This window comes from Streptomyces sp. BE20 (assembly GCF_036322525.1).
In the GTDB taxonomy this organism is placed as follows: domain Bacteria; phylum Actinomycetota; class Actinomycetes; order Streptomycetales; family Streptomycetaceae; genus Kitasatospora.
Genome location: NZ_JAQYWW010001017.1, coordinates 81,818 through 107,297, shown reverse-complemented (window position 1 = coordinate 107,297; position 25,480 = coordinate 81,818). Strand labels below are relative to the sequence as shown.

At 74.1% G+C, this 25,480-nt stretch carries 20 protein-coding genes; 14 read left to right on the top strand and 6 right to left on the bottom strand.

The window, feature by feature from the left end; translation table 11 throughout:
* The first annotated feature begins 190 nt into the window (after positions 1–190).
* Positions 191–1,150, top strand: coding sequence for a hypothetical protein (locus PUR61_RS27730; protein ID WP_329882162.1), 960 nt, complete (start codon positions 191–193; stop codon positions 1,148–1,150).
* A gap of 53 nt (positions 1,151–1,203) precedes the next feature.
* Here PUR61_RS27730 and PUR61_RS27725 read toward each other — a convergent pair whose 3' ends face one another.
* Both PUR61_RS27725 and PUR61_RS27720 read right to left on the bottom strand, forming a co-directional pair.
* A complete protein-coding gene (locus PUR61_RS27725) occupies positions 1,204–2,709 on the bottom strand; it encodes a phytoene desaturase family protein (protein ID WP_329882161.1) in 1,506 nt (501 codons plus the stop codon).
* A gap of 10 nt (positions 2,710–2,719) precedes the next feature.
* Complete coding sequence (locus PUR61_RS27720) at positions 2,720–3,364, bottom strand: DUF4126 domain-containing protein (RefSeq protein WP_329882160.1); 645 nt, start codon at positions 3,362–3,364, stop codon at positions 2,720–2,722.
* Between the two features lie 555 nt (positions 3,365–3,919).
* Between PUR61_RS27720 and PUR61_RS27715 the strand changes: the two genes are divergently transcribed.
* From PUR61_RS27715 to PUR61_RS27705, 3 genes are all read left to right on the top strand, one after another.
* Positions 3,920–4,489 carry an SAV_6107 family HEPN domain-containing protein gene (locus PUR61_RS27715; RefSeq protein ID WP_329882159.1) on the top strand — a complete coding sequence of 190 codons (570 nt, stop codon included), beginning with the start codon at positions 3,920–3,922 and terminating at the stop codon, positions 4,487–4,489.
* A gap of 80 nt (positions 4,490–4,569) precedes the next feature.
* Positions 4,570–5,322, top strand: a complete 753-nt coding sequence (locus tag PUR61_RS27710; protein WP_329882158.1) for a methyltransferase domain-containing protein — start codon at positions 4,570–4,572, stop codon at positions 5,320–5,322.
* Positions 5,323–5,708: 386 nt separating this feature from the next.
* Positions 5,709–6,098 carry a DUF3040 domain-containing protein gene (locus PUR61_RS27705; protein ID WP_329882157.1) on the top strand — a complete coding sequence of 130 codons (390 nt, stop codon included), beginning with the start codon at positions 5,709–5,711 and terminating at the stop codon, positions 6,096–6,098.
* Between the two features lie 159 nt (positions 6,099–6,257).
* Here the strand turns inward: PUR61_RS27705 and PUR61_RS27700 are convergent, their stop codons facing one another.
* The 4 genes from PUR61_RS27700 to PUR61_RS27685 all read right to left on the bottom strand — a co-directional run bounded on the left by PUR61_RS27700 (position 6,258) and on the right by PUR61_RS27685 (position 11,915).
* Positions 6,258–8,699, bottom strand: coding sequence for a transglutaminase family protein (locus PUR61_RS27700; protein WP_329882155.1), 2,442 nt, complete (start codon positions 8,697–8,699; stop codon positions 6,258–6,260).
* Positions 8,696–10,018, bottom strand: coding sequence for a DUF58 domain-containing protein (locus PUR61_RS27695; protein WP_329882154.1), 1,323 nt, complete (start codon positions 10,016–10,018; stop codon positions 8,696–8,698). Before PUR61_RS27695 ends, PUR61_RS27700 begins: the two co-directional genes overlap by 4 nt.
* A 1-nt stretch (position 10,019) precedes the next feature.
* The gene (locus PUR61_RS27690) at positions 10,020–11,066 is read right to left on the bottom strand and encodes an AAA family ATPase (protein WP_380363915.1); all 1,047 of its coding nucleotides are present in this window, start codon (positions 11,064–11,066) and stop codon (positions 10,020–10,022) included.
* Between the two features lie 306 nt (positions 11,067–11,372).
* Positions 11,373–11,915 carry a beta-class carbonic anhydrase gene (locus PUR61_RS27685; RefSeq protein ID WP_329882153.1) on the bottom strand — a complete coding sequence of 181 codons (543 nt, stop codon included), beginning with the start codon at positions 11,913–11,915 and terminating at the stop codon, positions 11,373–11,375.
* Between the two features lie 593 nt (positions 11,916–12,508).
* On the opposite strand from PUR61_RS27685, the gene rsmH reads away from it, so the two are divergent.
* The 10 genes from rsmH (at position 12,509) to PUR61_RS27635 (ending at position 25,349) form a co-directional block, all read left to right on the top strand.
* Complete coding sequence (gene rsmH / locus PUR61_RS27680) at positions 12,509–13,483, top strand: 16S rRNA (cytosine(1402)-N(4))-methyltransferase RsmH (protein WP_329882152.1); 975 nt, start codon at positions 12,509–12,511, stop codon at positions 13,481–13,483.
* A 73-nt stretch (positions 13,484–13,556) separates the two neighbouring features.
* Positions 13,557–14,129 (top strand): cell division protein FtsL, encoded by a 573-nt coding sequence (locus tag PUR61_RS27675; RefSeq protein WP_329882151.1) that lies wholly within the window; start codon positions 13,557–13,559, stop codon positions 14,127–14,129.
* On the top strand, positions 14,126–16,390 hold the full coding sequence (locus tag PUR61_RS27670) for a peptidoglycan D,D-transpeptidase FtsI family protein (protein ID WP_329882150.1): 2,265 nt from the start codon (positions 14,126–14,128) through the stop codon (positions 16,388–16,390). The genes PUR61_RS27675 and PUR61_RS27670 overlap by 4 nt, the downstream gene beginning before the upstream one ends.
* Positions 16,391–16,396: 6 nt before the next feature.
* On the top strand, positions 16,397–18,064 hold the full coding sequence (locus PUR61_RS27665) for a UDP-N-acetylmuramoyl-L-alanyl-D-glutamate--2,6-diaminopimelate ligase (RefSeq protein ID WP_329882149.1): 1,668 nt from the start codon (positions 16,397–16,399) through the stop codon (positions 18,062–18,064).
* On the top strand, positions 18,061–19,461 hold the full coding sequence (locus PUR61_RS27660) for a UDP-N-acetylmuramoyl-tripeptide--D-alanyl-D-alanine ligase (protein WP_329882148.1): 1,401 nt from the start codon (positions 18,061–18,063) through the stop codon (positions 19,459–19,461). The genes PUR61_RS27665 and PUR61_RS27660 overlap by 4 nt, the downstream gene beginning before the upstream one ends.
* Positions 19,461–20,522 (top strand): phospho-N-acetylmuramoyl-pentapeptide-transferase, encoded by a 1,062-nt coding sequence (mraY, locus tag PUR61_RS27655; protein WP_329882146.1) that lies wholly within the window; start codon positions 19,461–19,463, stop codon positions 20,520–20,522. Before PUR61_RS27660 ends, mraY begins: the two co-directional genes overlap by 1 nt.
* The gene (gene murD / locus PUR61_RS27650; RefSeq protein ID WP_329882145.1) at positions 20,519–21,952 is read left to right on the top strand and encodes a UDP-N-acetylmuramoyl-L-alanine--D-glutamate ligase; all 1,434 of its coding nucleotides are present in this window, start codon (positions 20,519–20,521) and stop codon (positions 21,950–21,952) included. The genes mraY and murD overlap by 4 nt, the downstream gene beginning before the upstream one ends.
* Before the next feature lie 180 nt (positions 21,953–22,132).
* Positions 22,133–23,440 (top strand): putative lipid II flippase FtsW, encoded by a 1,308-nt coding sequence (ftsW, locus tag PUR61_RS27645; RefSeq protein WP_380520418.1) that lies wholly within the window; start codon positions 22,133–22,135, stop codon positions 23,438–23,440.
* 6 nt (positions 23,441–23,446) lie between these two features.
* Positions 23,447–24,553, top strand: a complete 1,107-nt coding sequence (gene murG / locus PUR61_RS27640) for an undecaprenyldiphospho-muramoylpentapeptide beta-N-acetylglucosaminyltransferase (RefSeq protein WP_329882144.1) — start codon at positions 23,447–23,449, stop codon at positions 24,551–24,553.
* Positions 24,546–25,349 (top strand): cell division protein FtsQ/DivIB, encoded by an 804-nt coding sequence (locus PUR61_RS27635; protein WP_329882143.1) that lies wholly within the window; start codon positions 24,546–24,548, stop codon positions 25,347–25,349. The genes murG and PUR61_RS27635 overlap by 8 nt, the downstream gene beginning before the upstream one ends.
* The last annotated feature ends 131 nt before the right edge of the window (positions 25,350–25,480 follow it).

The following is a 25,480-nucleotide window of genomic DNA, read 5'->3' as shown; positions in this document are numbered from 1 at the left end:
CGGCGGCTCATGTCCGGCCCTGCCCGGCCCGCTTTCCGCCCTTCTGCGGCCCGTCCGCAGGCGGTCCGGGGCAGGCCGGGAGCCGGGCCCGAGCGGCCGGGAACGCGATGCGGTACCCGGGCCGTTGAACCGGTACAGTCGCCGCACACGCGCGGCGCGCGCGGGCACGCGACTGGAGGTACCGGGCGGGATGGGGATCGGATACCTGCTGCTGTACGGCGCGTTGGCGGTGGTGGCGCTCTGGCTGGTCGCCGAGCTGCTGCTGCAGAACCGGGCGCCGCTGCACTGGCGCGGCCTGGCCCTCGCCGGCTTCCTCGGGGTGGCCGTCGGGATGGCGATGGGATCCGTCCCGGTGATCGGCGGGGGCGCGGCGATGTTCGCGGTCGGCCAGACCTTCGTCACCCTCTCGGTGAAGCGCGGGTACGCGGCCGGCTGGTCGCTCCGCACGGCCGACGGCGGCCTGCCCGGCCCGCTGGCCAAGGTGCCCATGCTCGGCGCGCTGACCGGCGGTGCGGCGGCCGCGGCCGCCGTGGTCGCGGCGGAGCGGGTCGGCGAGGTGAGCGTCGTCGAGGAGGCCCCGGAGCCGGCCCCGGCGGCCGAGGACACACCGGCCGTCGAGCAGACCGCTGCCTTCGCGATGCAGGAGCTGGCGACGGACGGCGTCTACGCGCCCGCCTACTACGAGCAGCAGCAGACCGAGCTGCTCCAGGCCGTCCCTCAGGCCGACCCGTACGCCGAGGCCTACGGGACGGGGTACGACCAGCAGCAGACGGCGTGGGACCAGAACGCCCAGCAGCAGTGGCAGACCCCGCAGCAGCCCGCCTTCGCGTACGACCAGGGCTACGGCACCTACCAGCAGCAGGCCGTGCAGCAGCCCGACCCGTACGGCACCTACCAGCAGCAGGGCGTCCAGCAGCCGGATCCGTACGGCACCTACCAGCAGCAGGGCGTCCAGCAGCCCGACCCGTACGGCTACGACCAGCAGCAGTGGCACCCCCAGCCCGGGCACCAGCACGTGGACCACCAGCAGGCCCAGCCCGACCAGGGGCAGGGCCACGATCAGGGCCAGGGCCGGCACGGTATCCCGCAGCAGCCGCAGTACGACCAGTACGGCTACCCGCAGCAAACCACCTGGCAGCAGCAGGGCTGATTCCGGGATCCCGGAACCGGATCCCGCTCGGCGGCCCGCTCCGACCGTCCGGCTCAGGCGGGGCCGACGAGGTTGGCCACGATGCAGGCGGACATGCCGACGCGGGCCAGGCCGCCGCCGGGGTGGGCGGCGCCGCCGGTGAGGTAGAGGCCGGGGTAGTCCTCGTTCGGGGCCTGGAGCAGGTCGCCGCCGAAGCCGGCGAGCGCGGGCGGCGGCACGGAGCCGAAGAAGGAACCGGCGTCGCGCTCGGTGTGCTCGGGGGTGCGGACCACCCGCCAGAGCACCCGCTCGCGCAGGCCGAGCCCGGCCGCGTCGGCCTGGTCGAGCATCCGGTCGGCGAAGGCGTCGGCGGTGCCGGGCGTCCCCCAGTCGAGGTCCAGCGAGGGCGTGGTCGCGGTGAGCACGACGCTCTCGTGGCCCTCCGGACGCAACGACGGGTCGTCCGGCCGCAGGACCTGGACGGTCGGGCGGTCCGGCAGCGGGGCGCCCGGGGAGAAGATGCCGGCCAGCTCGGCGGCCGGGTCACCGGCGTGCACCACCGTGCGGTGCGCGGTACCGGCCGGGCGGGCGCCGCGCAGCGCGAGCAGCACGCTGACCCGTCCGGGCACGCCGTGCAGCCGCCCGGCGGAGGCCGGCCATTCGTCCGAGGAGTCGGCCGGGCCCATCCACTGGGTGTGCAGCACCCGGGTGTCGATCGAGGAGACCACCAGGTCTGCGTCGATCCGGTCGCCCTTGGTCTGCACACCGCAGACCCGGCCGTCCCGGGTGTCCACCTTGGTGACCGGCGTCTCGAAGCGGAACTCCACCTTGCGCTGCTCGCACCGCCGGTAGAAGGCGTCGGCCAGCGCGCGCAGGCCGCCCCGGACGTACCAGACGCCGAAGGACTGCTCCATGTACGGCAGCACGGTGGCCCCGGCGGGGGCGCTGCGCGGGTCGAGCCCGAAGCGCAGCGCGTGCTCGTGCAGCAGGGCGGTCAGGGCCGGGTGCCCGCCCAGCTGCTCGGCGGCGACGTCGGCCAGCGTCCACGGCCGGCGGCCGCGCAGCCGGCCGAACAGGCCGCGCCGGTCGGCCCCCGGCACCGGGTACGGGTCGGTGTGCAGCGGCCGGGGGTCGGCGGGGAGGGGCTCCTCCAGCAGCGGGCGGCGGGTGGCCTCCCAGACCGTCCGGCCGTGGTTGAGCACCGTTGCCCAGCGCTCGCCGGCGCCCGGGCCGAAGGCCTCGTCGAGGGCCCGGACCACGCCGCCCCGGGACGCGTTGGGCAGCGACAGCGCGGTGCCGTCGGCGAACAGGTGACGGCTCTCCGGGTCGACCGGGCCCAGCTCGACCAGTTCCTCCAGCGGCTCCCTGCCGGTCTTCAGCGCGAGGTCGCGGTAGACGGCGGGGAGGGTGAGCAGACCCGGGCCGGTGTCGAAGGCGAAGCCGTCGCGCTCGTAGCGGCCGACCATCCCACCGTACGTGCCGCGCGCCTCGCAGACCGTCACCCTGTGCCCGAGGGTCGCCAGCCGGGAGGCCGCCGCGAGCCCGCTCATACCTGCGCCGATGATGACGATCCGTGCCATGCGTCCGATCCTAGGGCCCGCTCCGGGTCCCCTGGACGGGCTCCTCCACCACCGGGCGTCCGGCCGCGGCGGCGCGGGCGGCCCTCCGTTCCCGCCGCCGGGCCCGGAAGGCCCGGATCCGGTTGACCGCGAACCAGACCAGCAGCAGGCCGATCAGCAGCAGGACGGTGGCGATCGAGGCGGCCAGCCAGGGGTGGAAGATCGCCAGTGTGACCAGTCCGGCCACCGACACGTCCTCGGCCAGCGAGACCACGATGTTGCTGGCCGGCTCCGGCGAGGTGTTGACCGCCATCCGCAGCGAGGCCTTCACCAGATGGCTGACCAGCGCGGCTGTGCCGCCCATCGCGCCCGCCGCGACCTCGCTCAGCGAGCCCGGATCGGCGGAGGCGATCAGCGCGCCCACGGTGGCACCCGCGACCGGCCGGATCGCGGTGTGGGCGACGTCCCAGAGGCTGTCCACGTAAGGGATCTTGTCGGCCACCGCCTCCAGCAGGAACAGCACGCCCGCGGCGATCAGCACGTCGGTGCGCTCCAGCGCGGGCGGCACCGAGTCGGCCCCCGCGAACCGGCCGAGCAGACCGAGCAGCAGCACCACCGCGTACGCGTTGATCCCGCTCGCCAGTCCGCTGGTGAAGATCAGCGGAACGATCGTCATCCGTTCCTCCTCGGAGTGCCCGCCGGGATCGGCCCGGCTCGCCGTACCGTACCGGGACGCCGCGGGCGGGGTGTGCGGTTCCCGCCTCGGGAGGTCCGAGTGCGGTCTGAGTACGGATACTCAGGTACCGGGTTGAGTAGCTGCGCGGATGGCCTGCGACCTGCGAAGACGGGAGAGTGGTGGCACCGGGACGGCGGCGCGTCGGGCGCCCCGCCCCGGAGCTGCGGACGGGCGTCGTCCGCCGGTCACGGGGGACCGGCGGAAGCGCCGTCGAGCTCCGCACCGGAGCCGGTCGCAGGCCCCGCACCGCCGGCACGGGGCGGCGGAGCGGGCCAGGGGGGACCGGCGTACCGGCGGGGGGACCGGGGCCGGAAGGCCGCGGCCGGGGGCCGCGGCGAACGGGGGGACCGGGGTGCTCCGAAGCGCCGTCCGTGGGGGACGGCGCTTCGGTACCCGCGCCAGCGACGGCGCTCCGGCCGGATTGTCAGTGGTGCCGGTCACGATGGAGGAGCGCGGATCACCCGGTCCGTGCGCTGCCTCGGAACGGGGGAGACCATGACCATCAGCCACCCTGAGCCCGTCACCGCCCGCCTCCACTCCGCCGCCTACCGACCGGCCGCCGACCGGCCCGCCGCCCAAGGGCCGGCCACCGGCGCCGACGTGCACCCGGTGCTGCGCCGGGTCTCCGCTCCGCCCGCCGCCCTCGACCTGCTCGCCGACGCCCACCGGACTCTGACCCGTTCCCGTTCCCTGGAGGACCCGCTGGAGCGGTACGCCGCCGCGCACCTCGCGGCGCTGCGCACCGTCGCGGCGGTGCTGGCCGTCCGGGGGCGGCCCGAGAAGAACCCCCGGCGCCGCCGGGCGATCCGCAGCGCCTGGGAGGTGCTGCCCGAGGTCGCGCCCGAACTCGCCGAGTGGGCGGTGTACTTCGCGGCCGGTGCCCGCCGCCGGGCCGCCGCCGAGGCCGGCATCCGGGGTTCCGCCTCGGCCCGCGACGCCGACGACCTGATCCGCAACTCCGCCTTCTTCCTCCGTCTGGTCGAGCGGCTGCTCGGCCTGCACCCGACCCCGCCCGCCCCGCGCCTGCCGCTGGACGGTGCCGACGACCCGGGTGACGCCGGGTGACCGGCGTCGCGGGCGCGTCGTCCGCTCGGTCTAAGGTGGAGGCAACCTGATCGAATCTGCACGTGCCAAGGAGCCCCGCCTTGTACCCGACGCGTCCCCGCAGTGCCCTGCGTACCGCCGTGGTGTGGGAGGTGGTGCGGGCCGCCCTGGAGAAGCGGGCGGCCGAGCTGGACCAGCCGGTGCTGGACGTGGTGGACACCGGTGGCGGCACCGGCAACTTCGCGGTGCCGGTGGCCCGGCTCGGCCACCGGGTCACCGTGGTCGACCCGAGCCCGGACGCGCTGTTCGCGCTGGAGCGGCGGGCCGCCGAGGCCGGCGTGACCGACCTGGTCCGCGCCGTGCAGGGCGACACCCAGACGCTGCCCGAGCTGGTCGCGCCCGGCAGCGTCGACGCGGTGCTCTGCCACGGCGTGCTGGAGGTCGTGGACGACCCGGCGGACGCCCTCGGCAGCCTGGCCGGCACCCTGCGCCGGGGCGGTTTCGTGAGCCTGCTGGCCGCGAACCGGAACGGTGCGGTGCTCGCCCGGGCCCTCGGCGGCCACTTCGCCGAGGCCCGAGCGGTGCTGGCCGCCGACGACGGCCGCTGGGGCGACAGCGACCCGATGCCGCGCCGCTTCACCGGCGAGGAGCTGGACCGGCTGGCGGTCGGGGCGGGCCTGCGGGTCGAGGCCGTGCACGGGGTCCGGGTCTTCGCCGACCTGGTGCCCGGCGTCCTGGTGGACACCGAGCCGGGTGCCATGGAGGCGCTGCTCAAGCTGGAGGAGGCGGCCGCCGGGCAGCCCGCGTTCCACGCCGTGGCGACCCAGCTCCACCTGCTGGCCACCCTGGCCTGACCGGCCCGTCCGCCGCCGTTCGCCCGCGCACCGCCGCCGCGTCTCCCGGCCGTCTCCTCACCGTCTCCTCACGATCCCCCCAGGTCCGGGCCCATTCCATCGGATCGGGCACTTGTCCGGCGGCCTCCGCGTTGAGCACTGTGCAGCTGGGAGCCGCCGAAGTGGCCGGGCCCACGCGTGGTCGACCGCTCCGGAACCGGCCGGTGGACCGTATGATCTGGGTAAAGCCGGAAAGCATGACAGCCGGAAGCGCGGGGCATATGGACGACACGGACCCGGGCCCCCGCACAGGCGTCCGACCGCGTGTTCTGAAGGCTGATTGGACGTGCCTCCCCGACCGGGGCGGCGGACCGGTCGCACCCGCGACCGACGAGTAGGAGGACTCCGTGCCGCTCTCGGAGCACGAGCAGCGACTGCTCGACCAGATGGAGCGAGCGCTGTATGCCGAAGATCCCAAATTCGCGTCGGCGCTTGAGGGAACCGGTCTGCGCACCTACACCCGTCGCCGGGTGTACCTGGCCGTCGGTGGCTTCGTGGTGGGCATCGGCCTGCTGATGGGCGGCATGGTCGTACCCAATCAGATCTGGGTCAGCGTGGTCGGGTTCCTGGTGATGCTGGGGTGCGCCGTCTTCGCCGTGACCGGCTGGCGCCGTGGGCCCGCCGGACAGACCCAGGGCGCCGGGCCGGCCGCGGCCCCGCGCCGCAAGGCAGGGATGATGGACCGGGTGGAGCAGCGCTGGCAGCGCCGGCGCGACGAGCAGACCGGCGGGTTCTGAGCCGGTCGTCCGGGGCCGGGTGAGGATCCGGACGGACGCACGGGACGCCGGACGAACGTGACGAGGGCGGGCAGTCGACCGACTGCCCGCCCTCTCCGTTGTCCCCGGGCTCCCGTCCGGCACCCGCAGGGGAGCCGGACGGGGACGGGAGCCGGTGTGTCAGGACTCCGGACCGTCGCCCTTCCGCCGCCGCAGGGCCCGGCGGACCGGCCCGGTGACGGCGGCGGTCAGCCGCGCGGCCCTGCGGCGCACTGCCAGCCGGGCCGCCAGCACCGCGTCCGAGAGGCGCCACCAGAGCTGGGCCGAGGACGCGGGCAGGAGCAGCGCCCTGGCCCGGCCGCGCCGGCCCGCGCCGGCCCGCAGGCCGTCGCGGGCGGTCCGGACGTCCGCCGCCAGCGGCGTGGTGACCTGCGTGGTCCGGGCGTAGAGGACCCGCTCGGTGGCCAGCGCCACCCGCCCGGCCGCCGCCGCCGCGGCCTCGTCGAGCTCGGCGGTCTCGGCGATCCGGCGCGCGGCGGAGCGCGGGGTCCGCGACTCGTCGGGCGGGATGCCGAGGTCCCAGGCGGAGTCGATCAGCTCGTCCCAGGCGGCCATCACCTGCTCGTCGGTGAGTTCGACCGACCCCTCCCCTCCGGGGCGCCGCCGCCCGCCGGCTCCGAGCCGGCGCCGGCGCAGCAGCGCCCGCCAGACCATCGGGGTGAGCAGCAGCGCGAGCAGCACCAGGGCGGAGGCCAGGGTGGCCAGGGTCTTCCCGGAGAACAGCCAGGAGTCGGCCAGGGCACCGCCGGCGGACTTGTCCCGCTCCCCGCACTCGCCCATGCTGCGCAGCTTCGGGTCGCAGTCGGGGTTGGCGGACGGCAACTGCGCCGAGGCGCTGGGCTGCGGCTGCGCGGTCGGCTGCGTGGTCGGTGCGGTGGTCGGCGCGGCGACCTGGTCGCTGTACTCGGGCTGCACGCCGCGGGTCGGGGTGGGCTCGAAGCGCATCCAGCCGTAGCCCTCGAAGTACAGCTCGGGCCAGGCGTGGTACATCGAGTCGGTCACCGAGTAGACGTCGCCGCCCTTGGTGTCGCCGGGCGTGAAGCCGAGCGCGACCCGGGCGGGGATGTCCAGGACGCGCGCCATCGCGGCCATGGTGGAGGCGAAGTGGACGCAGTAGCCCCGGCGCCGGGTCAGGAAGTCGGCCATCGCGTCGCTGCCGCTGTCGGACCGGGTCTTGACGTCGTAGGTGAAGCCGGAGCGGGTGAACCACTCCTGCAGCGCGACCGCCTTGTCGTAGGGGGTCCTCGCCTGCTGGGTGACGGAGACGGCCTTCTGGCGGACGATCGGCGGCAGGTCCCTCGGCAGGTCGAGGTACTGGGCCCGGATCCGGTCGGGCGCCTGGGGGGCGCTGCGCAGTTCGGCGGCGGTGGGGCCGACGTACAGCGAGGTGACCGTGTAGCCCAGACCCTTGATCGCCTTGTCCCGGGTCGGTTGGAGGGCCGAGGTGAGCGAGTCGAGCTGCCAGTCGGCGGTGTTGCGCAGTGAGACGGTCCGGGCCGGGTAGGGCATCGGGAGCCAGGCGTTCTCCAGCCGGTCGCTGATCCTGACCGTGGTCTTCAGCTCCGGGAAGTCGGGCACGGTCAGGCCGTCGGGGGCCGGCAGGGTGCCCTTGAACTCGGTCGTGTCGGTGGAGCTGAGCTTCCACCTGGTGCCGTCGAAGGCGTCCAGCGAGCCGGTGCGCAGGTAGGTGCTGTCGGCCAGCGGGCTGTCCATCTTGTAGGTGAGCAGCTCGACGTTGCGGGGCTCGGGGAGCGCGTCGTTCAGGGCGACCAGGGGATCGAGGCTGTTGAAGCCGCCGGCGCCGCCGTGCTTGCCGGAGCTCGCGGTGCCGCCGCTGTTCACCAGACCGGAGCTCCAGCGCGGCAGAAAGGCCGGCAGCAGCAGGGCGAGCGCGAGTGCCACCACGCCGACCTGCCGGCCGCTCTGGCTGAGTCCGCCGGAGCTGCCCTCGGTGCCGTGCGGGGTGCCGCGGAAGACCCGGCCCCAGCGGGAGACCCGGTCCTGGCCCTCGGCGAAGAGCAGGACCAGGTAGCCGGCCGCGGCGGCCGCGAACCAGAGCCAGTTGCCCCGGTCGCCGGCCAGGCCGTTGCCGACCGAGTAGAGCGCCAGCAGCGGCAGCCCGGCCAGCGCCGAGCGCCGGTACGTCACCGCGACGGTGTCCACCGCGACGGCGATCAGGCCGATCGAGGTGATCATGATCAGCCGCAGGCCCGCGCTGGGCGGGGCGGGGATGGCGTACTCCCGGATGTCGTTCAGCCCCTGCTCGAACGCCCGGGCGAGGGTGCGCAGCGACTCGGGACCGGGGACGATCCCGCCCCAGGAGGCGCCGGAGGCCGCGAAGGCGAGCAGCAGCAGGAGGAGGAGCGCGACCAGTTGGCCGAGCGGGACGGCCCAGCGGTAGAGCGGCGTGCGCCGCAGGCCCGCGCCGACGACCGCGATCACGGCCACCACCAGGTACGCGTGGGTGATCCAGCCCTTGGTGGTCAGCAGCGGGGTCAGGCAGAGCGCGGCCAGGGCGGTGGCCAGCGCCGAGTACGCGGTCAGTTTGGCCCGGGTGGTCACGCGCCGGCCTCGTTTCGGTAGGGGGAGGGCGCCTCGGCCCGGTCGGCGGCCCGCCACAGTTCGGTGACCGAGTCGCCGGCACGGACGGGCAGGACGGTCCATCCGGCCTCGCGCAGGCGGAGCACCCGGTCGCGGAACTCGTCGCCGCCGGTGTCGGGGGCGAGCATGCGGAGGCCGGCCCAGGTGGCGGTGTCGAGGAGGAAGGCCACGGCGCCACCGGTGCGGTTGCGCAGCCGGGCCAGCCGGGCGACCTGCTCCTCGTCCAGGTCGCCGAGGACGGCGACCAGCAGGCCCTCCCCGCCGGCCCGCAGCGGTTCCTCGGCGCGGGAGAGCCCGGCGCCCTCGGAGAGGTCGGCCACGGCGAGGGCGTCCAGGATCAGGCCGGAGGCGTCGGCCGCCGTGTTGCCGCCGCCGGCGCCGCTCCCGGGGACGGCGAGTCCGGTGTCGGTCAGCAGCCGGGTCTGGTAACCGCGTTCCAGCAGGTGGGCGGTGACCGAGGCGGTGCAGGAGACCGCCCATTCGAAGGAGGAGGCGGGGCCGCTGCCCCGGTGGCCCACCTCGCGGGTGTCCAGCAGGACGGTGGCCCGGGCCTTGCGGGGCTGCTCCTCGCGGCGGACCATCAGCTCGCCGTAGCGGGCGGTGGACTTCCAGTGCACCCGGCGGAGGTCGTCGCCGGGGCGGTACTCGCGCAGGATGACGTCGTCGTCACCGGCCAGGGCCAGGGCCCGGGCGTGGCTGTCGCCCTGGCCGGCCCACTCGCCGCTGAGCCGGACGTACGGTAGCGGCAGGATCTGCGGGACGACGGTGAGCACGTCGGACGCGGAGAACGAGCGGTTCAGCTCGCACATCCCGAACGGGTCGGAGAGCCGCAGCTGGAGCGGGCCGAGCGGGTAGCGGCCTCGGAGGTCGGAGCGGACCCGGTAGGAGACCTCGCGGTTGCCGCGGGGCTCGACCCGGTCCAGCACGAACCGCGGGCGCGGCCCGAGCACGTACGGGACCTTGTCCTCCAGCAGCAGCAGGCCGGTGGGGACCCGGGAGACGTTGTCCACCCGCAGGTGGACCCGGGCCTCCTGGCCGGCCACCGCCCGGCGCGGGCTGAGCCGCCGGCCACTGGCCACCCGGTAGCGGGTGTTGGACAGCAGCAGGGCGGCGGCCAGCGGCAGCGCGGCGAGCAGGACGCCGACGCGCAGCAGGGCATCCTGGTCGAGCAGGTACGCACAGACCACCGCGGTCACCCCGGCGGCGAGGAAGGAACGGCCCCGGGTGGTGAGGCCGCGCAGGCCGGCGCGCAGGCCCGACGGTTCGTCGGACGGGCCCACCTCAGCTCCTCCGCGTGGCGGGGGCGCCCTGCGGGCGCGGGAGCGGCAGGCGGGCGACCAGCTCGGCCACGATCTGCTCGGAGGTGCGGCGGCTGAGCTGGGTCTCGGCGGTCGGCATCAGGCGGTGGGCGAGCACCGGGACGGCGAGGCGCTGGAGGTCGTCCGGGGTGACGTAGTCGCGGCCGTCCAGGGCGGCGGCGGCGCGGGCGGCCCGGACCAGGTGCAGGGTGGCGCGGGGCGAGGCGCCGAGGCGCAGCTCGTGGCTGGTGCGGGTGGCGGAGACCAGGTCGACGGCGTAGCGGCGGACCGGGTCGGCGATGTGCACGGTGCGGACCAGGTCGATCAGCTTGAGGATGTCGGAGGCGTGCGCGACCGGCTGGAGGTCGTCCAGCGGGCTCGCGCCGGCGTGCACGTCGAGCATGGCGAACTCGGCCTCGGGGCTCGGGTAGCCCATCGAGATCCGGGCCATGAAGCGGTCCCGCTGGGCCTCGGGGAGGGGGTAGGTGCCCTCCATCTCGACCGGGTTCTGGGTGGCCACGACCATGAACGGCGAGGGCAGCTCGTAGCTGGTGCCGTCGATGGTGACCTGACGCTCCTCCATCGACTCCAGCAGCGCGGACTGGGTCTTCGGCGAGGCCCGGTTGATCTCGTCGCCGACGACGATCTGGGCGAAGATCGCGCCCGGCCGGAACTCGAAGTCGCGCTGGTGCTGGTCGAAGATGTTGGTGCCGGTGACGTCCGAGGGCAGCAGGTCCGGGGTGAACTGGATGCGCCGCACGGTGCAGTCGACGGACCGGGCCAGCGCCTTGGCCAGCATGGTCTTGCCGACGCCGGGCACGTCCTCCAGCAGCAGGTGGCCCTCGGCGAGCAGGACGGTCAGGGCGATCCGGATGGCCTCCGGCTTGCCCTCGATCACGCTCTCGATGTTGCCGCGGATCCGGTCCACGACGGCGGCGAGTTCCGGCAGACCGACGGGGTGGTACCCCGGCGTCTCCCGGTCGCCCCCTGCACGACCGTCGAGACCGGCCTGATCGTTGTAGCTCGTCACCCGTTCGCTCCCTGGCACACCACGTGCCCGCCTCCGTTGAGGCCGGCCCCCACCCCATGCTGGACGCGGCCCCTCCGGGAGCGGTTCCGTGTTCCGGGAGCCGGTGCCGGAGTACGGCCTGCGACCGGCCGCCCCAGGTGGTTCGAGGCCGGACCGGCAGGCGCATTCTCCCCCGGGCGGTGGTCAGAAGTCACCCTCCGGACCGGGCACCCTCGGGCGGCCGTGCCGGGGAGGCGGGCCGGGGGGCTTCCGGGGAGCGTCCGGCTGGCCCGGGCGACGCTGGCCGGGCCGACCGGATGGACGGGGTCAGTGGATCTCGCGCAGCAGCCCGGTGTGGACGTCGAAGACGAAGCCGCGCACGTTGTCGGTGTGCAGCAGGAACGGAGAGGTGCGGACGCGCTGCATGGACTGCCGGACGTCACTGTCCAGGTCGACGAAGGATTCGACCGCCCACTGCGGGCGCTGTCCGACCTCCTGCTCCAGCTCGCGGCGGAAGTCCTCGGTGAGGCCGAGCAGGCCGCAGCCGGTGTGGTGGATCAGCGCGACCGAGCGGGTGCCCAGGGCGCGCTGGCTGATGGTGAGGGAACGGATGGTGTCGTCGGTGACCACGCCGCCCGCGTTGCGGATGACGTGGGCGTCGCCGAGTTCGAGGCCGAGCGCGGCGAACAGGTCGAGGCGGGCGTCCATGCAGGCGACCACGGCGATCTTCTGCACCGGGCGGGCGTCCATCCCGCCGTCGCGGAAGGTCACCGCGTACTCGCGGTTGGCCGCGACGAAGCGGTCGATGATGGTGGGTGTCGGGGCGTCGGCAGCGGCGGTCGGCGTGGGCCGGTCGGGGGTCACTGTCATGGTGAAGACGTTAGTGCGATTCGCCGGGTCTTGGTGGGGCTGATGGCGACAGAGCGGGCCCGTGTGACCGAGCGCATATCCACAAGGCGCCGCTGCTTCCGGGCGATACGGACGGATTTGTCCGACCCGGTCCCGGTCCGGCCCCGACCCGTCCCGTCCGCTGTCCGGGGCGGTGCCCGGTACCGGGGCGTGCGGCACCGCGGCCGGCGCGGCCGCGGCGTCCGGCATGTGCCACGAGCACCGTCGCGACCTGCGGTGATCCGTACCGCCGCCCGGGTGGTGCGCCGGAGCGGGCCATTGACTGACGGGGCGTGCGCGGTAGAGTTGCGGCGCAGTGGAGCACACCCGCCGGGGCCCGTCAACCGGGCGTTTCCGGCCGGTGCGGCGGCCGACTCGGCCCGTGGCCTCCACCCGCTCCGTGCCACCTGGCGCACCTTCCCCGGTGCCGGGCGGTCACGACCTTCCCCAAGGAGCGGGCGGGGCCCACGGGCCGCGGCCCGGCCCCTGCGTCTGCTTCGCGGCGTGGTGGGACAGAATGGTCCGAGCTCCCGTACTTCGGGCGGCTCCGCACCGAGGAAGGGCGCCACCGCGCAATGACCACCAACGATCCGGCCCCCAAGCACGTCCCGGTGATGCTGCAGCGGTGCATGGACGCGCTGGCCCCGGCGATCTCCCGGCCCGGTGCGGTGGTGGTGGACGCCACCCTCGGCCTCGGTGGCCACAGCGAGGCGCTGCTCACCCAGTTCCCGGACGTCCGGCTGGTGGCGGTGGACCGCGACACGGCGGCGCTCAAGCTCTCCGGCGAGCGGCTGGCCCCCTTCGGCGAACGGGCCACCCTGGTGCACGCCGTCTACGACGAGATCCCCGAGGTGCTGGAGCGCCTGGACATCCCGAAGGCCGACGGCATCCTCTTCGACCTCGGGGTCTCCTCCATGCAGCTGGACGAGGCCGAGCGCGGGTTCGCGTACGCGCAGGACGCGCCGCTGGACATGCGGATGGACCAGACCCGCGGGATCAGCGCGGCCGAGGTGCTGAACACCTACAGCCACGGCGAGCTGGCCCGGATCCTCAAGTTCTACGGCGAGGAGCGGTTCGCCGGGAAGATCGCCTCGGTGATCCTGCGCGAACGCGAGAAGGAACCGTTCACCAACAGCGCGCGTCTGGTCGAGTTGGTGCGCAACGCCATCCCGGCCGCCACCCGCCGCACCGGCGGGAACCCGGCCAAGCGCACGTTCCAGGCGCTGCGGATCGAGGTCAACGGCGAGCTGGAGGTCCTGGAGCGGGCGATTCCCGGGGCTCTGGGCGTCCTGCCCATCGGCGGGCGGATCGCCGTGATGTCCTACCAGTCGCTGGAGGACCGCCTGGTCAAGCAGTGCTTCGCGGCCGGGGCGACCAACACCGCCCCGCCGGGGCTGCCGTTCGTCCCGGAGGAGCACCAGCCCTGGCTCAAGCTGATCACCCGCGGTGCCGAGCAGGCCACCGAGGAGGAGATCGAGGAGAACCGGCGCGCCGCACCCGTACGGCTGCGGGTGGCGGAGAGGATCAGGGACCGAAGCACCCGGGGCTGACCGGCACCGGGACGGTCCGAAGGGCGGAGGAAAGACGGTGGGGCCGGTGGCCGGAGGCGGGGCGGGGAGCAGGGTGCTCCCCGGGCAGGGCGGCAGGGCGCGGATCACCGTCCGCCCCGGGCGACGCCAGGTACGGGGGCGGACGCCGTTCGCGGTGCTGGTGGTGGTGCTGCTCGGGGCCGGACTGCTCGGGCTGCTGGCACTGAACACCGCCCTCAACGAGGGCTCCTTCGAGCTGTCCAGGCTGCAGCGGCAGACCACCGTGCTCACCGACGAGCAGCAGGGGCTTCAGCACCAGATCGACCAGAACTCCGCGCCGGACGCGCTGGCCCGCCGGGCCGCCGAGCTGGGCATGGTGCCGGCCGGCGGGATGGCCTTCCTCGACCTGCCGAACGGCGGCGCGGTGGTCGGCACGCCGAAGCCGGCCCAGGACAGCCCGCCGGTGAAACGGTCCACCGTGGAACCGTGGCCCGGGAAGCAGCCGGCGCCGAGCGCCCAACCCGGTGCCCAGCCCGGATCCCCGGCGGCGGCGCAGCCCACCACCGCGGCGCCGAACGCCCCGGCCCCCGGCGGCGACGTCACCGTCCAGCTCAACCCGACCGCGCCGCAGCCGGCGCCGGCCACGGGCGGGGGCGCAGCCCGATGAGCACACCCCGTCAGCCCTCCGGCGCAAACGGCGGCAGCGGCGGCAACGGCGGACGCCGTCCCGTCAAGGGCGCCGCGCCCCGGCCGGTCCCGCGCGGGCAGTCCACCGGCAAGCCGCCGGCCGCCGGGCGCGCCCAGCCCGCCAAGGGGCAGCCGGCCCGCGCCAAGCAACCGCCCGCGAAGCCGTCGCCCGCGAAGCAGTCCCAGGCGCGCCAGCCCGGGGCCAAGGCCCAGCCGGCCGCCGGGCGGGACCCGAGGGCCGCCGCCCGCACGCCCCGCACCCCGCAGCAGCGCCGCCCCGAGGGCCGCCCGCCGGCCCGCGCCGGCCAGGCGGGGGACCGGCCGCGCCCGCGTCCGCCGCAGCGCCGCCCGCAGCCGCGGGGGATCCGGCTGGCGGACCCGCGCCGCCGGCTGCGGGTGATCACCATCGTGCTCTCGGTCGTCTTCTCGATCTTCGCCGGACGGCTGGTCCAGCTCCAGCTGCTGGACTCCGACGCGCTGGCCGCCGACGCCAACACCAACCGGTACCTGAACATCCCGATCACCGCCGAGCGCGGCTCGATAACGTCCTCCGACGGGGTCGCCCTGGCCACCACCGTCGACGCGTACGACATCACCGCCGACCCCGCGATGTTCACCCCCGAGGCCACCGGCCTCCCGGACGCCCCCGAGCAGGCCGCCGCTCTGCTGGCGCCGATCCTCGGCCTGCCCAAGGAGCGGATCGCCGCCGACCTGCACACCCCCAAGGCCCGCTACAAGCGGCTGGCCGCCCAGCAGACCCCGGACGTCAAGAACCAGATCAGCGACCTCAAGTCGAGCCTGGAGAAGCAGGCCGGCTCGCGGGGCTGCCAGGCCCAGAAGCGGCTGCTGAACAAGTCCGTCGAGGACGGCGGCCGGACCAGGCTCGACAACGAGTGCGTCAACCCGCTGGCCGGGGTCTTCAACCGGGACACCCAGAAGCGGGTCTACCCCTCCGACGGCCTGGCCGCCAACCTGGTCGGCTTCGTCAACGCCGAGGGCGAGGGCGCAGGCGGTCTGGAACAGCAGTACCAGCACGAGCTGTCCGGCAAGGACGGCCACAGCAGCTACGCCCAGGCCGGCGGTCGCCTGGTGCCCACCGCCGGCGGCTCGCTGGAGCCCGCCGTGCCCGGCACCGACCTGCGACTGACCGTCAACCGCGACATCCAGTGGGCCGCCCAGCGGGCCATCACCGACCAGGTCGCCAACGCCGGGGCGGAGAAGGGCTACGTCATCGTCCAGGACGTGAAGAACGGCCAGGTGCTGGCGATGGCCTCCTCGCCGGGCTTCAACCCGAACGACCTGAGCACGGCCAGGAACTCGCAGCTCGGGAACGCGGCCCTGCAGGACGCCTACGAGCCGGGCTCCACTGCCAAGCTGATGACCATGGCGGCGGTCCTGGACACCGGCAAGGCCACCTGGGACACCAAGGTCACCGTGCCGTACCCGCTGGTCCGCGGCGACGTGGCGTTCAAGGACGACGTCCTGCACGACACCTGGTACCTCACCCTGGCCGGCGTGCTCGCCAAGTCCTCCAACATCGGCACCATCGAGGCCGCCCAGACGCTCGGCGCGACCCAGCCCGAGGCCAACCGGGTCCTCTACGACTACCTGCGGAAGTTCGGCATCGGCGAGCACACCGGCCTGGACTTCCCCGGCGAGACCGCCGGCCTGCTCGACAAGCCGGAGGACTGGAAGGCGTCCAAGCAGTACACCATCCCGTTCGGGCAGGGCCTGTCGGTCAACGCCCTGCAGGCGACCTCGGTGTTCTCGACCATCGCCAACGGCGGGGTCCGGGTGACGCCCAGCGTCGTGCAGGGCACCACCGCACCGGACGGCAGGTACACCCCGGCCGCACAGGGCGCGCAGTCCCGGGTGGTCGGCGAACAGACCGCCAAGACCCTCACCGAGATGCTGGAGTCGGTCGTCTCCGACGAGCAGGGGACCGGCGGCAAGGCCGCCATCCCCGGCTACCGGGTGGCCGGGAAGACCGGCACCGCCAACCGGGTGGACCCCAAGACCGGCGGGTACCGCGGCTACACCGCGTCCTTCATCGGCTTCGCCCCGGCCGACCAGCCGCGGGTCACCGTCTCCTGCGTGATCCAGGACCCGGTCAACGGCCACTTCGGCGGCCAGCTCTGCGGCCCGGTGTTCAAGCAGGTGATGGAGTTCACCCTCAAGACCCTCCAGGTCCCGCCGAGCGGTAGCGAGGCGCCCAACCTGCCCGTCGAGTGGAAGCCGTGATCGACCATGAGCAACGACCGGGCGGGTGCGGCCGCCGGTACGGGAAAGGGCCGGTTTGGCCCTGGAAGCCCTTCGGCGGATAGCCTCTCCGCCGTGCCGAAACCCGATCAAACCACCGTGAGCCCGCCCCGCCCCGCCCGGACGGGGGCCCGGCCGCTCGCCGAGGTCGCCCGACTGCTGGGTCTCGACCCCGTCGAAGGACCCGAGATCACCGGCGTCACCCACAACGCCCGCGAGGTCCGTCCCGGCGACGTGTACGTGGCGTTCCCGGGCGCCAACCACCACGGCGCGTCCTTCGCCGGGCAGGCCGCCGCGGCCGGCGCCGTGGCGGTGCTCACCGACCCGGCCGGCGCCGAGCTGGCCGCCGGCACCGGCCTGCCGCTGCTGGTCGTCGACCGCCCGCGGGCCCGGATGGGCGAGCTGGCCGCCGCCGTCTACGACCGGCCCTCCGAGCGGCTGCTGATGATCGGGCTGACCGGCACCAACGGCAAGACCACCACCTCCTACCTGGTCGAGGGCGGTCTGCACGGCGCCGGGCGCAGCCCCGGGGTCATCGGCACCGTCGAGATGCGGGTCGGCACCGAGCGGATCAAGAGCGAGCGGACCACCCCCGAGGCCACCGACCTGCACGCGATCCTCGCCGTGATGGGCGAGCGCGGCGCGGACGCGGTGACCATGGAGGTCTCCAGCCACGCGCTGGTCTACGGCCGCACCGACGGCGTGGTCTACGACGTGGCGCTGTTCAACAACCTCACGCCCGAGCACCTCGACTTCCACCCGGACATGGAGGACTACTTCCAGGCGAAGGCCCGGCTCTTCCAGCCCGGCAAGTCCCGCGCCGGCGTGGCCAACCTGGACGACGCCTACGGCCGCCGGCTGGCCGCCGAGGCGAAGATCCCGGTCGTGACCTTCTCCGCCACCGGCGCGCCCGAGGCGGACTGGCGCGCGGTGGACGTCCAGCTCGGCCCGGTCGGCTCGACGTTCCGGGTGCTCGGCCCCGACGGCGCCGAGGCGGACGCGGCCGTCCCGCTGCCCGGCCCGTTCAACGTCGCCAACGCGCTGGCGGCGATCGCCGTGCTGGCGACCGCCGGCCTCCCGCTGGACCGGGCCGTGGCCGGCATCGCGGCCGTTCCCGGCGTGCCGGGCCGGCTGGAGCGGGTCGACGCCGGTCAGCCGTACGTCGCGGTGGTCGACTACGCGCACAAGCCGGACGCGCTGGAGGCCGTCCTCGGCTCCCTGCGCGAGGTCACCAAGGGCCGGCTGCACGTGGTGGTCGGCTGCGGCGGCGACCGCGACCCGCACAAGCGCGCCCCGATGGGCGGCATTGCCGCCCGGCTCGCCGACACCGCCCTGCTGACCAGCGACAACCCGCGCAGCGAGGACCCGCTGGCGATCCTCGCCACCATGCTCGCCGGCGCCGCCGCGGTGCCCGAGGCCGAGCGCGGCACCGTCCTGGTCGTCCCCGACCGGGCCGAGGCGATCCAGTTGGCCATCACCCGCGCCCGGGCCGGTGACACCGTGCTGGTGGCCGGCAAGGGCCACGAGCTCGGCCAGTACGTACGAGACGAGATCCGCCCCTTCGACGACCGGGAGGTGCTGCGTGACGCCATCGGACAGGACGTCGTGGCACGGACCACGGCCGCCCGGGGCACCGGAGGAGTAGAGCAGCAGTGATCGCACTGACCCTCGCCGAGGTGGCCGCAGCAGTCGGGGGCACCCTGGCCGACGCCGACCCCGACGCCCTGGTGACCGGCCCGGTCGAGGTCGACTCCCGCAAGGTCGTCCCCGGCGGCCTCTTCGCGGCCTTCGTCGGCGAGCACGTGGACGGCCACGACTACGCCGCCACCGCCGTCGCGGCGGGCGCCGTCGCGGTGCTGGCCTCCCGCCCGGTCGGCGGCCCCACCGTCCTGGTCGACAGCGTGGTGGACGCGCTCGGCAAGCTGGCCCGCGCGGTCGTCGGCCGCGCCGGCGCCACCGTCGTGGCCCTCACCGGCTCGGCCGGCAAGACCAGCACCAAGGACCTGATCGCCCAGCTGCTCCTGCGCCTCGGCGACACCGTCTACCCGCCCGGCTCGCTCAACAACGAGATCGGCCACCCGATGACCGCCCTGCGGGTCGAGGACGCCACCCGGCACCTGGTGCTGGAGATGGGAGCCCGGCACAAGGGCGACATCGAGTACCTCACCTCGATCACCCCGCCCCGGATCGGCCTGGTGCTGAACGTCGGCACCGCGCACGTCGGCGAGTTCGGCTCGCAGGAGGCGATCGCCGAGGCCAAGGGCGAGCTGGTCGAGGCGCTCCCGGCCGACGGCGTCGCGATCCTCAACATCGACGACCGGTTGGTGCGCGCAATGGCCGCGCGCACCAAGGCCAGGGTGGTGTTCTTCGGCGAATCCCCGGACGCCCGGGTCCGCGCACAGGATGTTCGTCTGGACTCCACCGGACGGCCATCCTTCACGTTGACGACCCCCGCCGGTTCCGCACCCGTGCAGCTGCGCCTGTACGGTGAGCACCACGTCTCGAACGCCCTCGCCGCCGCAGCGGTGGCGACGGAGCTCGGGATGACCGTCGACGACACCGCCGAAGCACTGAGTGAGGCGGGTGCGCTGTCCCGCTGGCGCATGGAGGTCGTCGACCGGGCCGATGGTGTCACCGTCGTCAACGACGCCTACAACGCGAACCCCGACTCGATGCGGGCCGCGCTGCGGGCGCTGGTCTCGATGGGGGGACGAGGTCCGGAGCGTCGCCGTACCTGGGCGGTGCTCGGCGAGATGCGGGAGCTCGGCGAGGAGAGCCTGGCCGAGCACGACGCCATCGGGCGGCTCGCGGTCCGGCTGGACGTCACCAAACTGGTGGCGGTCGGCGGACGCGAGGCGGCCTGTATGGAACTGGGCGCGAGGAACGAAGGTTCGTGGGGTGAGGAGTCGGTGCTGGTGTCCGACGCGGACGCGGCGGTCGAACTGCTGCGCAGTCAGCTGCGGCCGGGGGATGTGGTGCTGGTGAAGGCGTCCCGCTCGGTGGGGCTCGAAAAGGTGGCCGAGGCGATCCTCGCGGACGGTGCGGCCCAGTAATGAAGCAGATCCTCTTCTCCGGCATGATCGGCCTGGTCCTGTCGCTGCTCGGCACCCCGGCCCTGATCAAGCTGCTCGCCCGGCAGGGCTACGGCCAGTACATCCGCGACGACGGCCCGAAGGCGCACCACAGCAAGAAGGGCACGCCCACCATGGGCGGCATCGCCTTCATCCTGGCGACGCTCATCGCCTACTTCGCCACCAAGGCGATAACGGGCGAATCCCCGACCGCCTCCGGACTGCTGGTGCTGTTCCTGACGACCGGTCTGGGACTGGTGGGTTTCCTCGACGACTACATCAAGGTCGTCAAGCGCCGTTCGCTCGGCCTGCGGGCCAAGGCGAAGCTCGCCGGGCAGTCCCTCGTCGGCCTGATCTTCGCCGTCCTGGCGCTGCAGTTCCCCGACGGCGCCGACCGCACCCCGGCCTCCCAGCACCTCTCGTTCGTCCGCGACTTCGAGTGGTCGGTCGGCCCGGTGCTGTTCGTCATCTTCGCGTACTTCCTGATCGCCGCGACCTCGAACGGCGTGAACCTGACGGACGGTCTGGACGGCCTGGCCACCGGTGCCTCGGTGATGGCCTTCGGCGCCTACACCTTCATCGGCGTCTGGGAGTACGGCCAGAGCTGCGCGTACGCCGTCTCGGCCACCTCCAACTGCTACGACGTCCGGGACCCGCTGGACCTCGCCGTGGTCGCGGCCGCTCTGATGGGCTCCTGCTTCGGCTTCCTCTGGTGGAACACCTCGCCCGCCAAGATCTTCATGGGCGACACCGGCTCGCTGGCCCTCGGCGGTGCGATGGCCGGTCTGGCGATCTGCTCGCGCACCGAGATCCTGCTGATCCTGCTCGGCGGCCTCTTCGTGATCATCACCCTCTCGGTGATCATCCAGGTCGGCTCGTTCCGGATGACCGGCAAGCGCGTCTTCAAGATGGCCCCGCTGCAGCACCACTTCGAACTCAAGGGCTGGAGCGAAGTCCTGGTCGTGGTGCGGTTCTGGATCATCCAGGGCCTCTGCGTGGCCGTCGGCCTCGGCCTCTTCTACGCGGGATGGGTGACCGGATGACCAACCCCGAGTGGGCCGGGCTGCCGGTCGCCGTCGCCGGGCTCGGAGTCTCGGGCATCAGCGCGGCCCGTGTCCTGCACGGACTCGGCGCCCGCGTCACCGTGGTGGACGGCGGCGGCGGCGAGGGCCTGAAGGCCCGCGCCGCCGAGCTGGAGGCCCAGGGGGTGACCGTCCGCCTCGGCGACGGTGACAGCCTGCCCGACGGCACCCGGCTGGTCGTCACCTCGCCCGGCTGGCCGCCGAGCAGCCCGCTGTTCGCGGCCGCCGCCGCGGCCGGCGCGGAGGTCTGGGGCGACGTCGAACTGGCCTGGCGGCTGCGCCGCCCGCTGGCCACGACCGGCGAGCCCGCTCCCTGGCTGGCCGTCACCGGCACCAACGGCAAGACCACCACCGTCCAGATGCTCGCCTCGATCCTCACGGCCGCCGGCCGGCGCACCGCCGCCGTCGGCAACGTCGGGGTCTCGGTGCTGGACGCCGTGCTCGCCGAGGAGCCGTACGACGTGCTCGCCGTCGAGCTCTCCAGCTACCAGCTGCACTGGGCGCCCTCGCTGCGCCCGTACTCGGCGGCCGTGCTCAACCTGGCCCCCGACCACCTCGACTGGCACGGCTCGATGGAGGCGTACGCCGCCGACAAGGGCCGGATCTACGAGGGCAACGTCGTCGCGTGCGTCTACAACCTGGCCGATCCGGCCACCGAGGCGCTGGTCCGCGAGGCCGACGTCGAGGAGGGCTGCCGGGCGGTCGGCTTCGGCCTCGGTGCGCCCGGCCTGTCGAACTTCGGCGTGGTCGACGGCCTGCTGGTGGACCGTGCCTTCGTGTCGGACCGGGCCAAGAACGCGGCCGAGCTGGGCTCCGTCGAGGACGTCAACCCGCCGGCCCCGCACAACATCGCCAACGCGCTCGCCGCCGCGGCCCTGGCCCGGTCCTACGGGGTGGACCCGAAGGCCGTCCGGGAGGGCCTGCGCGCCTTCCGGCCGGACGCCCACCGGATCGCCGAGGTCGGCGTCGTCGACGGCGTGACGTACATCGACGACTCCAAGGCGACCAACACCCACGCCGCCGCGGCCTCGCTCTCCGCCTACCGGCCGATCGTCTGGATCGCCGGCGGCCTGGCCAAGGGCGCGGCCTTCGACGACCTGGTCCAGGGCGCGGCCGAGCGGCTGCGCGCCGCCGTGCTGATCGGCGAGGACCGCGCGCTGATCCGGGAGGCGCTGGCACGACACGCGCCGGATGTCCCGGTGATCGAGGCGGCCGAGGGCCAGACTGGCGCGGTGGCGATGGCCGAGGTGGTCCGCGCGGCCGCCTCGCTCGCCCGAACGGGTGACACGGTGCTGCTGGCCCCGGCCTGTGCCTCGATGGACATGTTCACCAACTACGGCGAGCGCGGCGACCTCTTCGCGGCGGCCGTCCGGGGGCTGGCGGACGCGTAGGGCGTGTCGGACACACCCTGAGCACGGACGGGCCCCGCACCGCGAGCCGAGGGGCCGCGCCGGATCGGAGCGGCCCGGAGGCGGGCGAGGCGCAGAGGGAGAGCGGGACGGGTGGGCGGCGGTCAGGGCAGGGCGGGTGGTTCGGGCGCACCGGAGAACGGGGCGGCCGGCCGCTGGCGGGTGATCTCCGCCACCACCACCGCCTACAAGTCGGCCGGCCCGGTGGCCCGCCTGCAGGCCTTCCGGGCCCGCGTGCGGTACGCCCTGGACCGGCCGCTCACGCCCTACCTGCTGATCGCCGGTACGGCGCTGCTGCTGGTGGCGCTCGGGCTGATGATGGTCTTCTCGGCCTCGCAGATCCTCGCGCTGGGCCAGCACCGCTCGACCCAGTTCTACTTCTTCAAGCAGCTGGTCGGGGTGCTGCTCGGCTTCGCGCTGCTGGTCGGCTTCGCCCTGGTCCCGGTGGCCGTGCTGCGGGTGATCGTCTACCCGGTGATGCTCGGGGTGATCGGCGCACTCGTCCTGGTCGCGATCCCCGGTGTCGGCGTGGAGGTCAACGGCAACCGGAACTGGCTGGATTTCGGCGTGTTCCAGTTCCAGCCGTCCGAGTTCGCCAAGCTCGCCCTGGTGCTCTGGGGCGCCGACCTGCTGGCCCGGAAGCAGAAGAACGGCACGCTCGACCAGTGGAAGCACCTGCTGGTCCCGCTGGTCCCCGGCGCCCTGCTGCTGCTCGCGCTGATCATGCTCGGCGGCGACATGGGCACCGCGATGATCCTGGTGGCCATGCTCTTCGGCCTGCTCTGGATGGTCGGCGCGCCGCTGCGGCTGTTCGTCGCGACCCTCGGCGTGGCCGTGGTGGTCTGCACCGCGCTGGTGGTCACCGTGCCGCACCGCGCCGAGCGGCTCTCCTGCATCGGCGTCACCAAACTCGACCCGGCCGGCGCCTGCTTCCAGGCCCTGCACGGCGTCTACTCGTTCGGCCTCGGCGGTCTCTTCGGTTCCGGCCTCGGCGCCGGGGTCGAGAAGTGGGGCCAGCTCCCGGAGGCGCACACCGACTTCATCTTCGCCACGACGGGCGAGGAACTGGGACTGGTGGGGACGCTGTCGGTGATCGGTCTCTTCGCGGCACTAGGCTACGCGGGTATCCGTGTGGCCATCGGCACGAAGGACCCCTTCGTCAGGTACGCCGCGGGAGCCGCCATCACCTGGCTCATGGCTCAGGCCGTGATCAACCTGGGATCGGCGCTGGGACTGCTGCCCATCGCGGGCGTCCCGCTCCCGCTGTTCTCCTACGGCGGTTCCGCCATGCTGTCGGCCATGTCCGCGATCGGGGTGCTGCTCTGCCTGGCACGCAGCAGCTCGGGAGCGAAGGCGGCCCTGGCCGCCCGGAGCAAGAACTCCCGGATCAGGAAACAGCTGGCCCGGGTGCTGCCACGACGACGAACCACAGCGCGCCCGGCCCCGGTGCCGGCACGCAGGGAGCGGTGAATTTCGGTGCATGTCGTACTCGCCGGCGGGGGGACCGCCGGTCACATCGAGCCGGCCATGGCCCTCGCGGACGCCCTCCGCAGGCATGACCCGTCCATCGGGATCACCGCCCTCGGTACCGAGCGCGGCCTGGAGACCCGGCTGGTACCCGAGCGCGGCTACCAGCTGGAGCTGATCCCGGCCGTCCCGCTGCCCCGCAAGCCCACCCCCGAGCTGATCACCGTCCCGGGCCGGCTGCGCGGCACCGTCCGGGCCGCCCAGGAGATCATCGAGCGGGTCAACGCGGACGCCGTGGTCGGCTTCGGCGGCTACGTCGCCATGCCCGCGTACCTGGCCGCCAAGCGGGCCGGTGTGCCGATCGTGGTGCACGAGGCCAACGCCCGGCCGGGCCTGGCCAACAAGATCGGTGCGCGGTACAGCGACTTCGTCGCGGTCTCCACGCCGGACAGCAAGCTGCGCGACTCCCGGTACATCGGCATCCCGCTGCGCCGGACCATCGCCACGCTGGACCGCAACGCGTCCCGTCCGGAGGCCCGGCACTACTTCGGCCTCGACCAGCGGCTGCCCACCCTGCTGGTCTCCGGCGGCTCGCAGGGCGCACGCCGGCTCAACGAGACGATCGCCGCGATCGCCCCGCGCCTGCAGCAGTACGGCGTGCAGATCCTGCACGCCGTCGGCCCGAAGAACGAGCTGCCGCAGGTGGACGACATCCCCGGGATGCCGCCGTACCGCGCGCTGCCGTACCTGGACCGGATGGACCTCGCGTACGCGGCCGCCGACCTGATGCTCTGCCGGGCCGGAGCGATGACGGTGGCCGAGCTGGCGGCCGTCGGCCTGCCCGCGGCCTTCGTCCCGCTGCCGATCGGCAACGGCGAGCAGCGGCTGAACGCCCAGCCGATGGTGAAGGCCGGCGGCGGGCTGCTGGTCGACGACGCGGAGCTGAACCCGGACTGGGTGCTGCAGAACGTGCTGCCGGTGCTGACCGACCCGCAGAAGCTGTGGGACATGAGCCGGGCCGCCGCCGAGTTCGGCCGCCGGGACGCGGACGACCTGTTGGTCGGCATGGTCTACGAGGCCATCGAGGCAGCCCGGGGCGGCCGCCGTCGTGGCTGACGCCCGGCTCGCCGAGCCGCCCCCGGCCGGCGGCCGGGGATACCCGCACGACGAGGATCTCGGGGACGAGGAGTACACCCCCCGGCTCCGGCTCTCGCGGCGCGGTGTGGTGGTGCTGGGTTCGCTCGCGGCCGCGGTGCTGGGCGTGCTGGCGTGGTTGGTCTTCCTCTCCTCGGTCCTGGACGTCCGCAGCATCTCGGTGCAGGGCGTCCAGGACGACCGGCTGACGGCCGACCAGGTCCGCTCGGCGATCGGCGGGGTCGGCTCCGGCCCGCTGGCCCGGGTGGACCTGGCGGACGTCCGGCGGCGGGTCGAGGCGATCCCGCGGGTGGCCGGGGCCGAAGTCTGGCGGGGCTGGCCGCACACCCTGCGGGTGAAGATCACCCAGCGGTCGGCGGTCGCCGCGGTGAAGGGCGAGGACGGCCGGTTCACCCAGGTCGACGCGGGTGGCGTGAGCTTCGCCACCGAGCCGGCCGCGCCGGAGGGCGTCCCGGTGGTGGAGCTCCGGCTCAGCCAGCCCGCCAGGGACGTGGAGTCGGTGATCGGGCGGGCCCAGCTGGTGCAGGGCGCGGTGGCGGTGGCCGCCGGCCTGCCGGCCGAGGTCCGGCAGCGGGCCGGGGCCGTTCTGGTGCATTCGTACGACGATATCCAGTTGCAGCTCAGCGGGGGTGCGACGGTTCGCTGGGGAAGTCCCGAGCAGACCGATCGGAAAGCCCGGGTCCTGGTGGCGCTGCTGGGTCAGAAGGGTACGAACTTCGACGTGAGTGCGCCGGAGGCGCCGGCGGTGTCCGGATGATCCGGTAGGTTTTCTGCACAAGGGTGCGCGCGGAGCGCGTCGCTGACAGAGTGGCGGCGGGTGACGGGTGGGCTTGACGCGGTTTCGTGTCGGCCCGACCCTTGGTGGTCACCCCGGTTTCATCCGGCGGT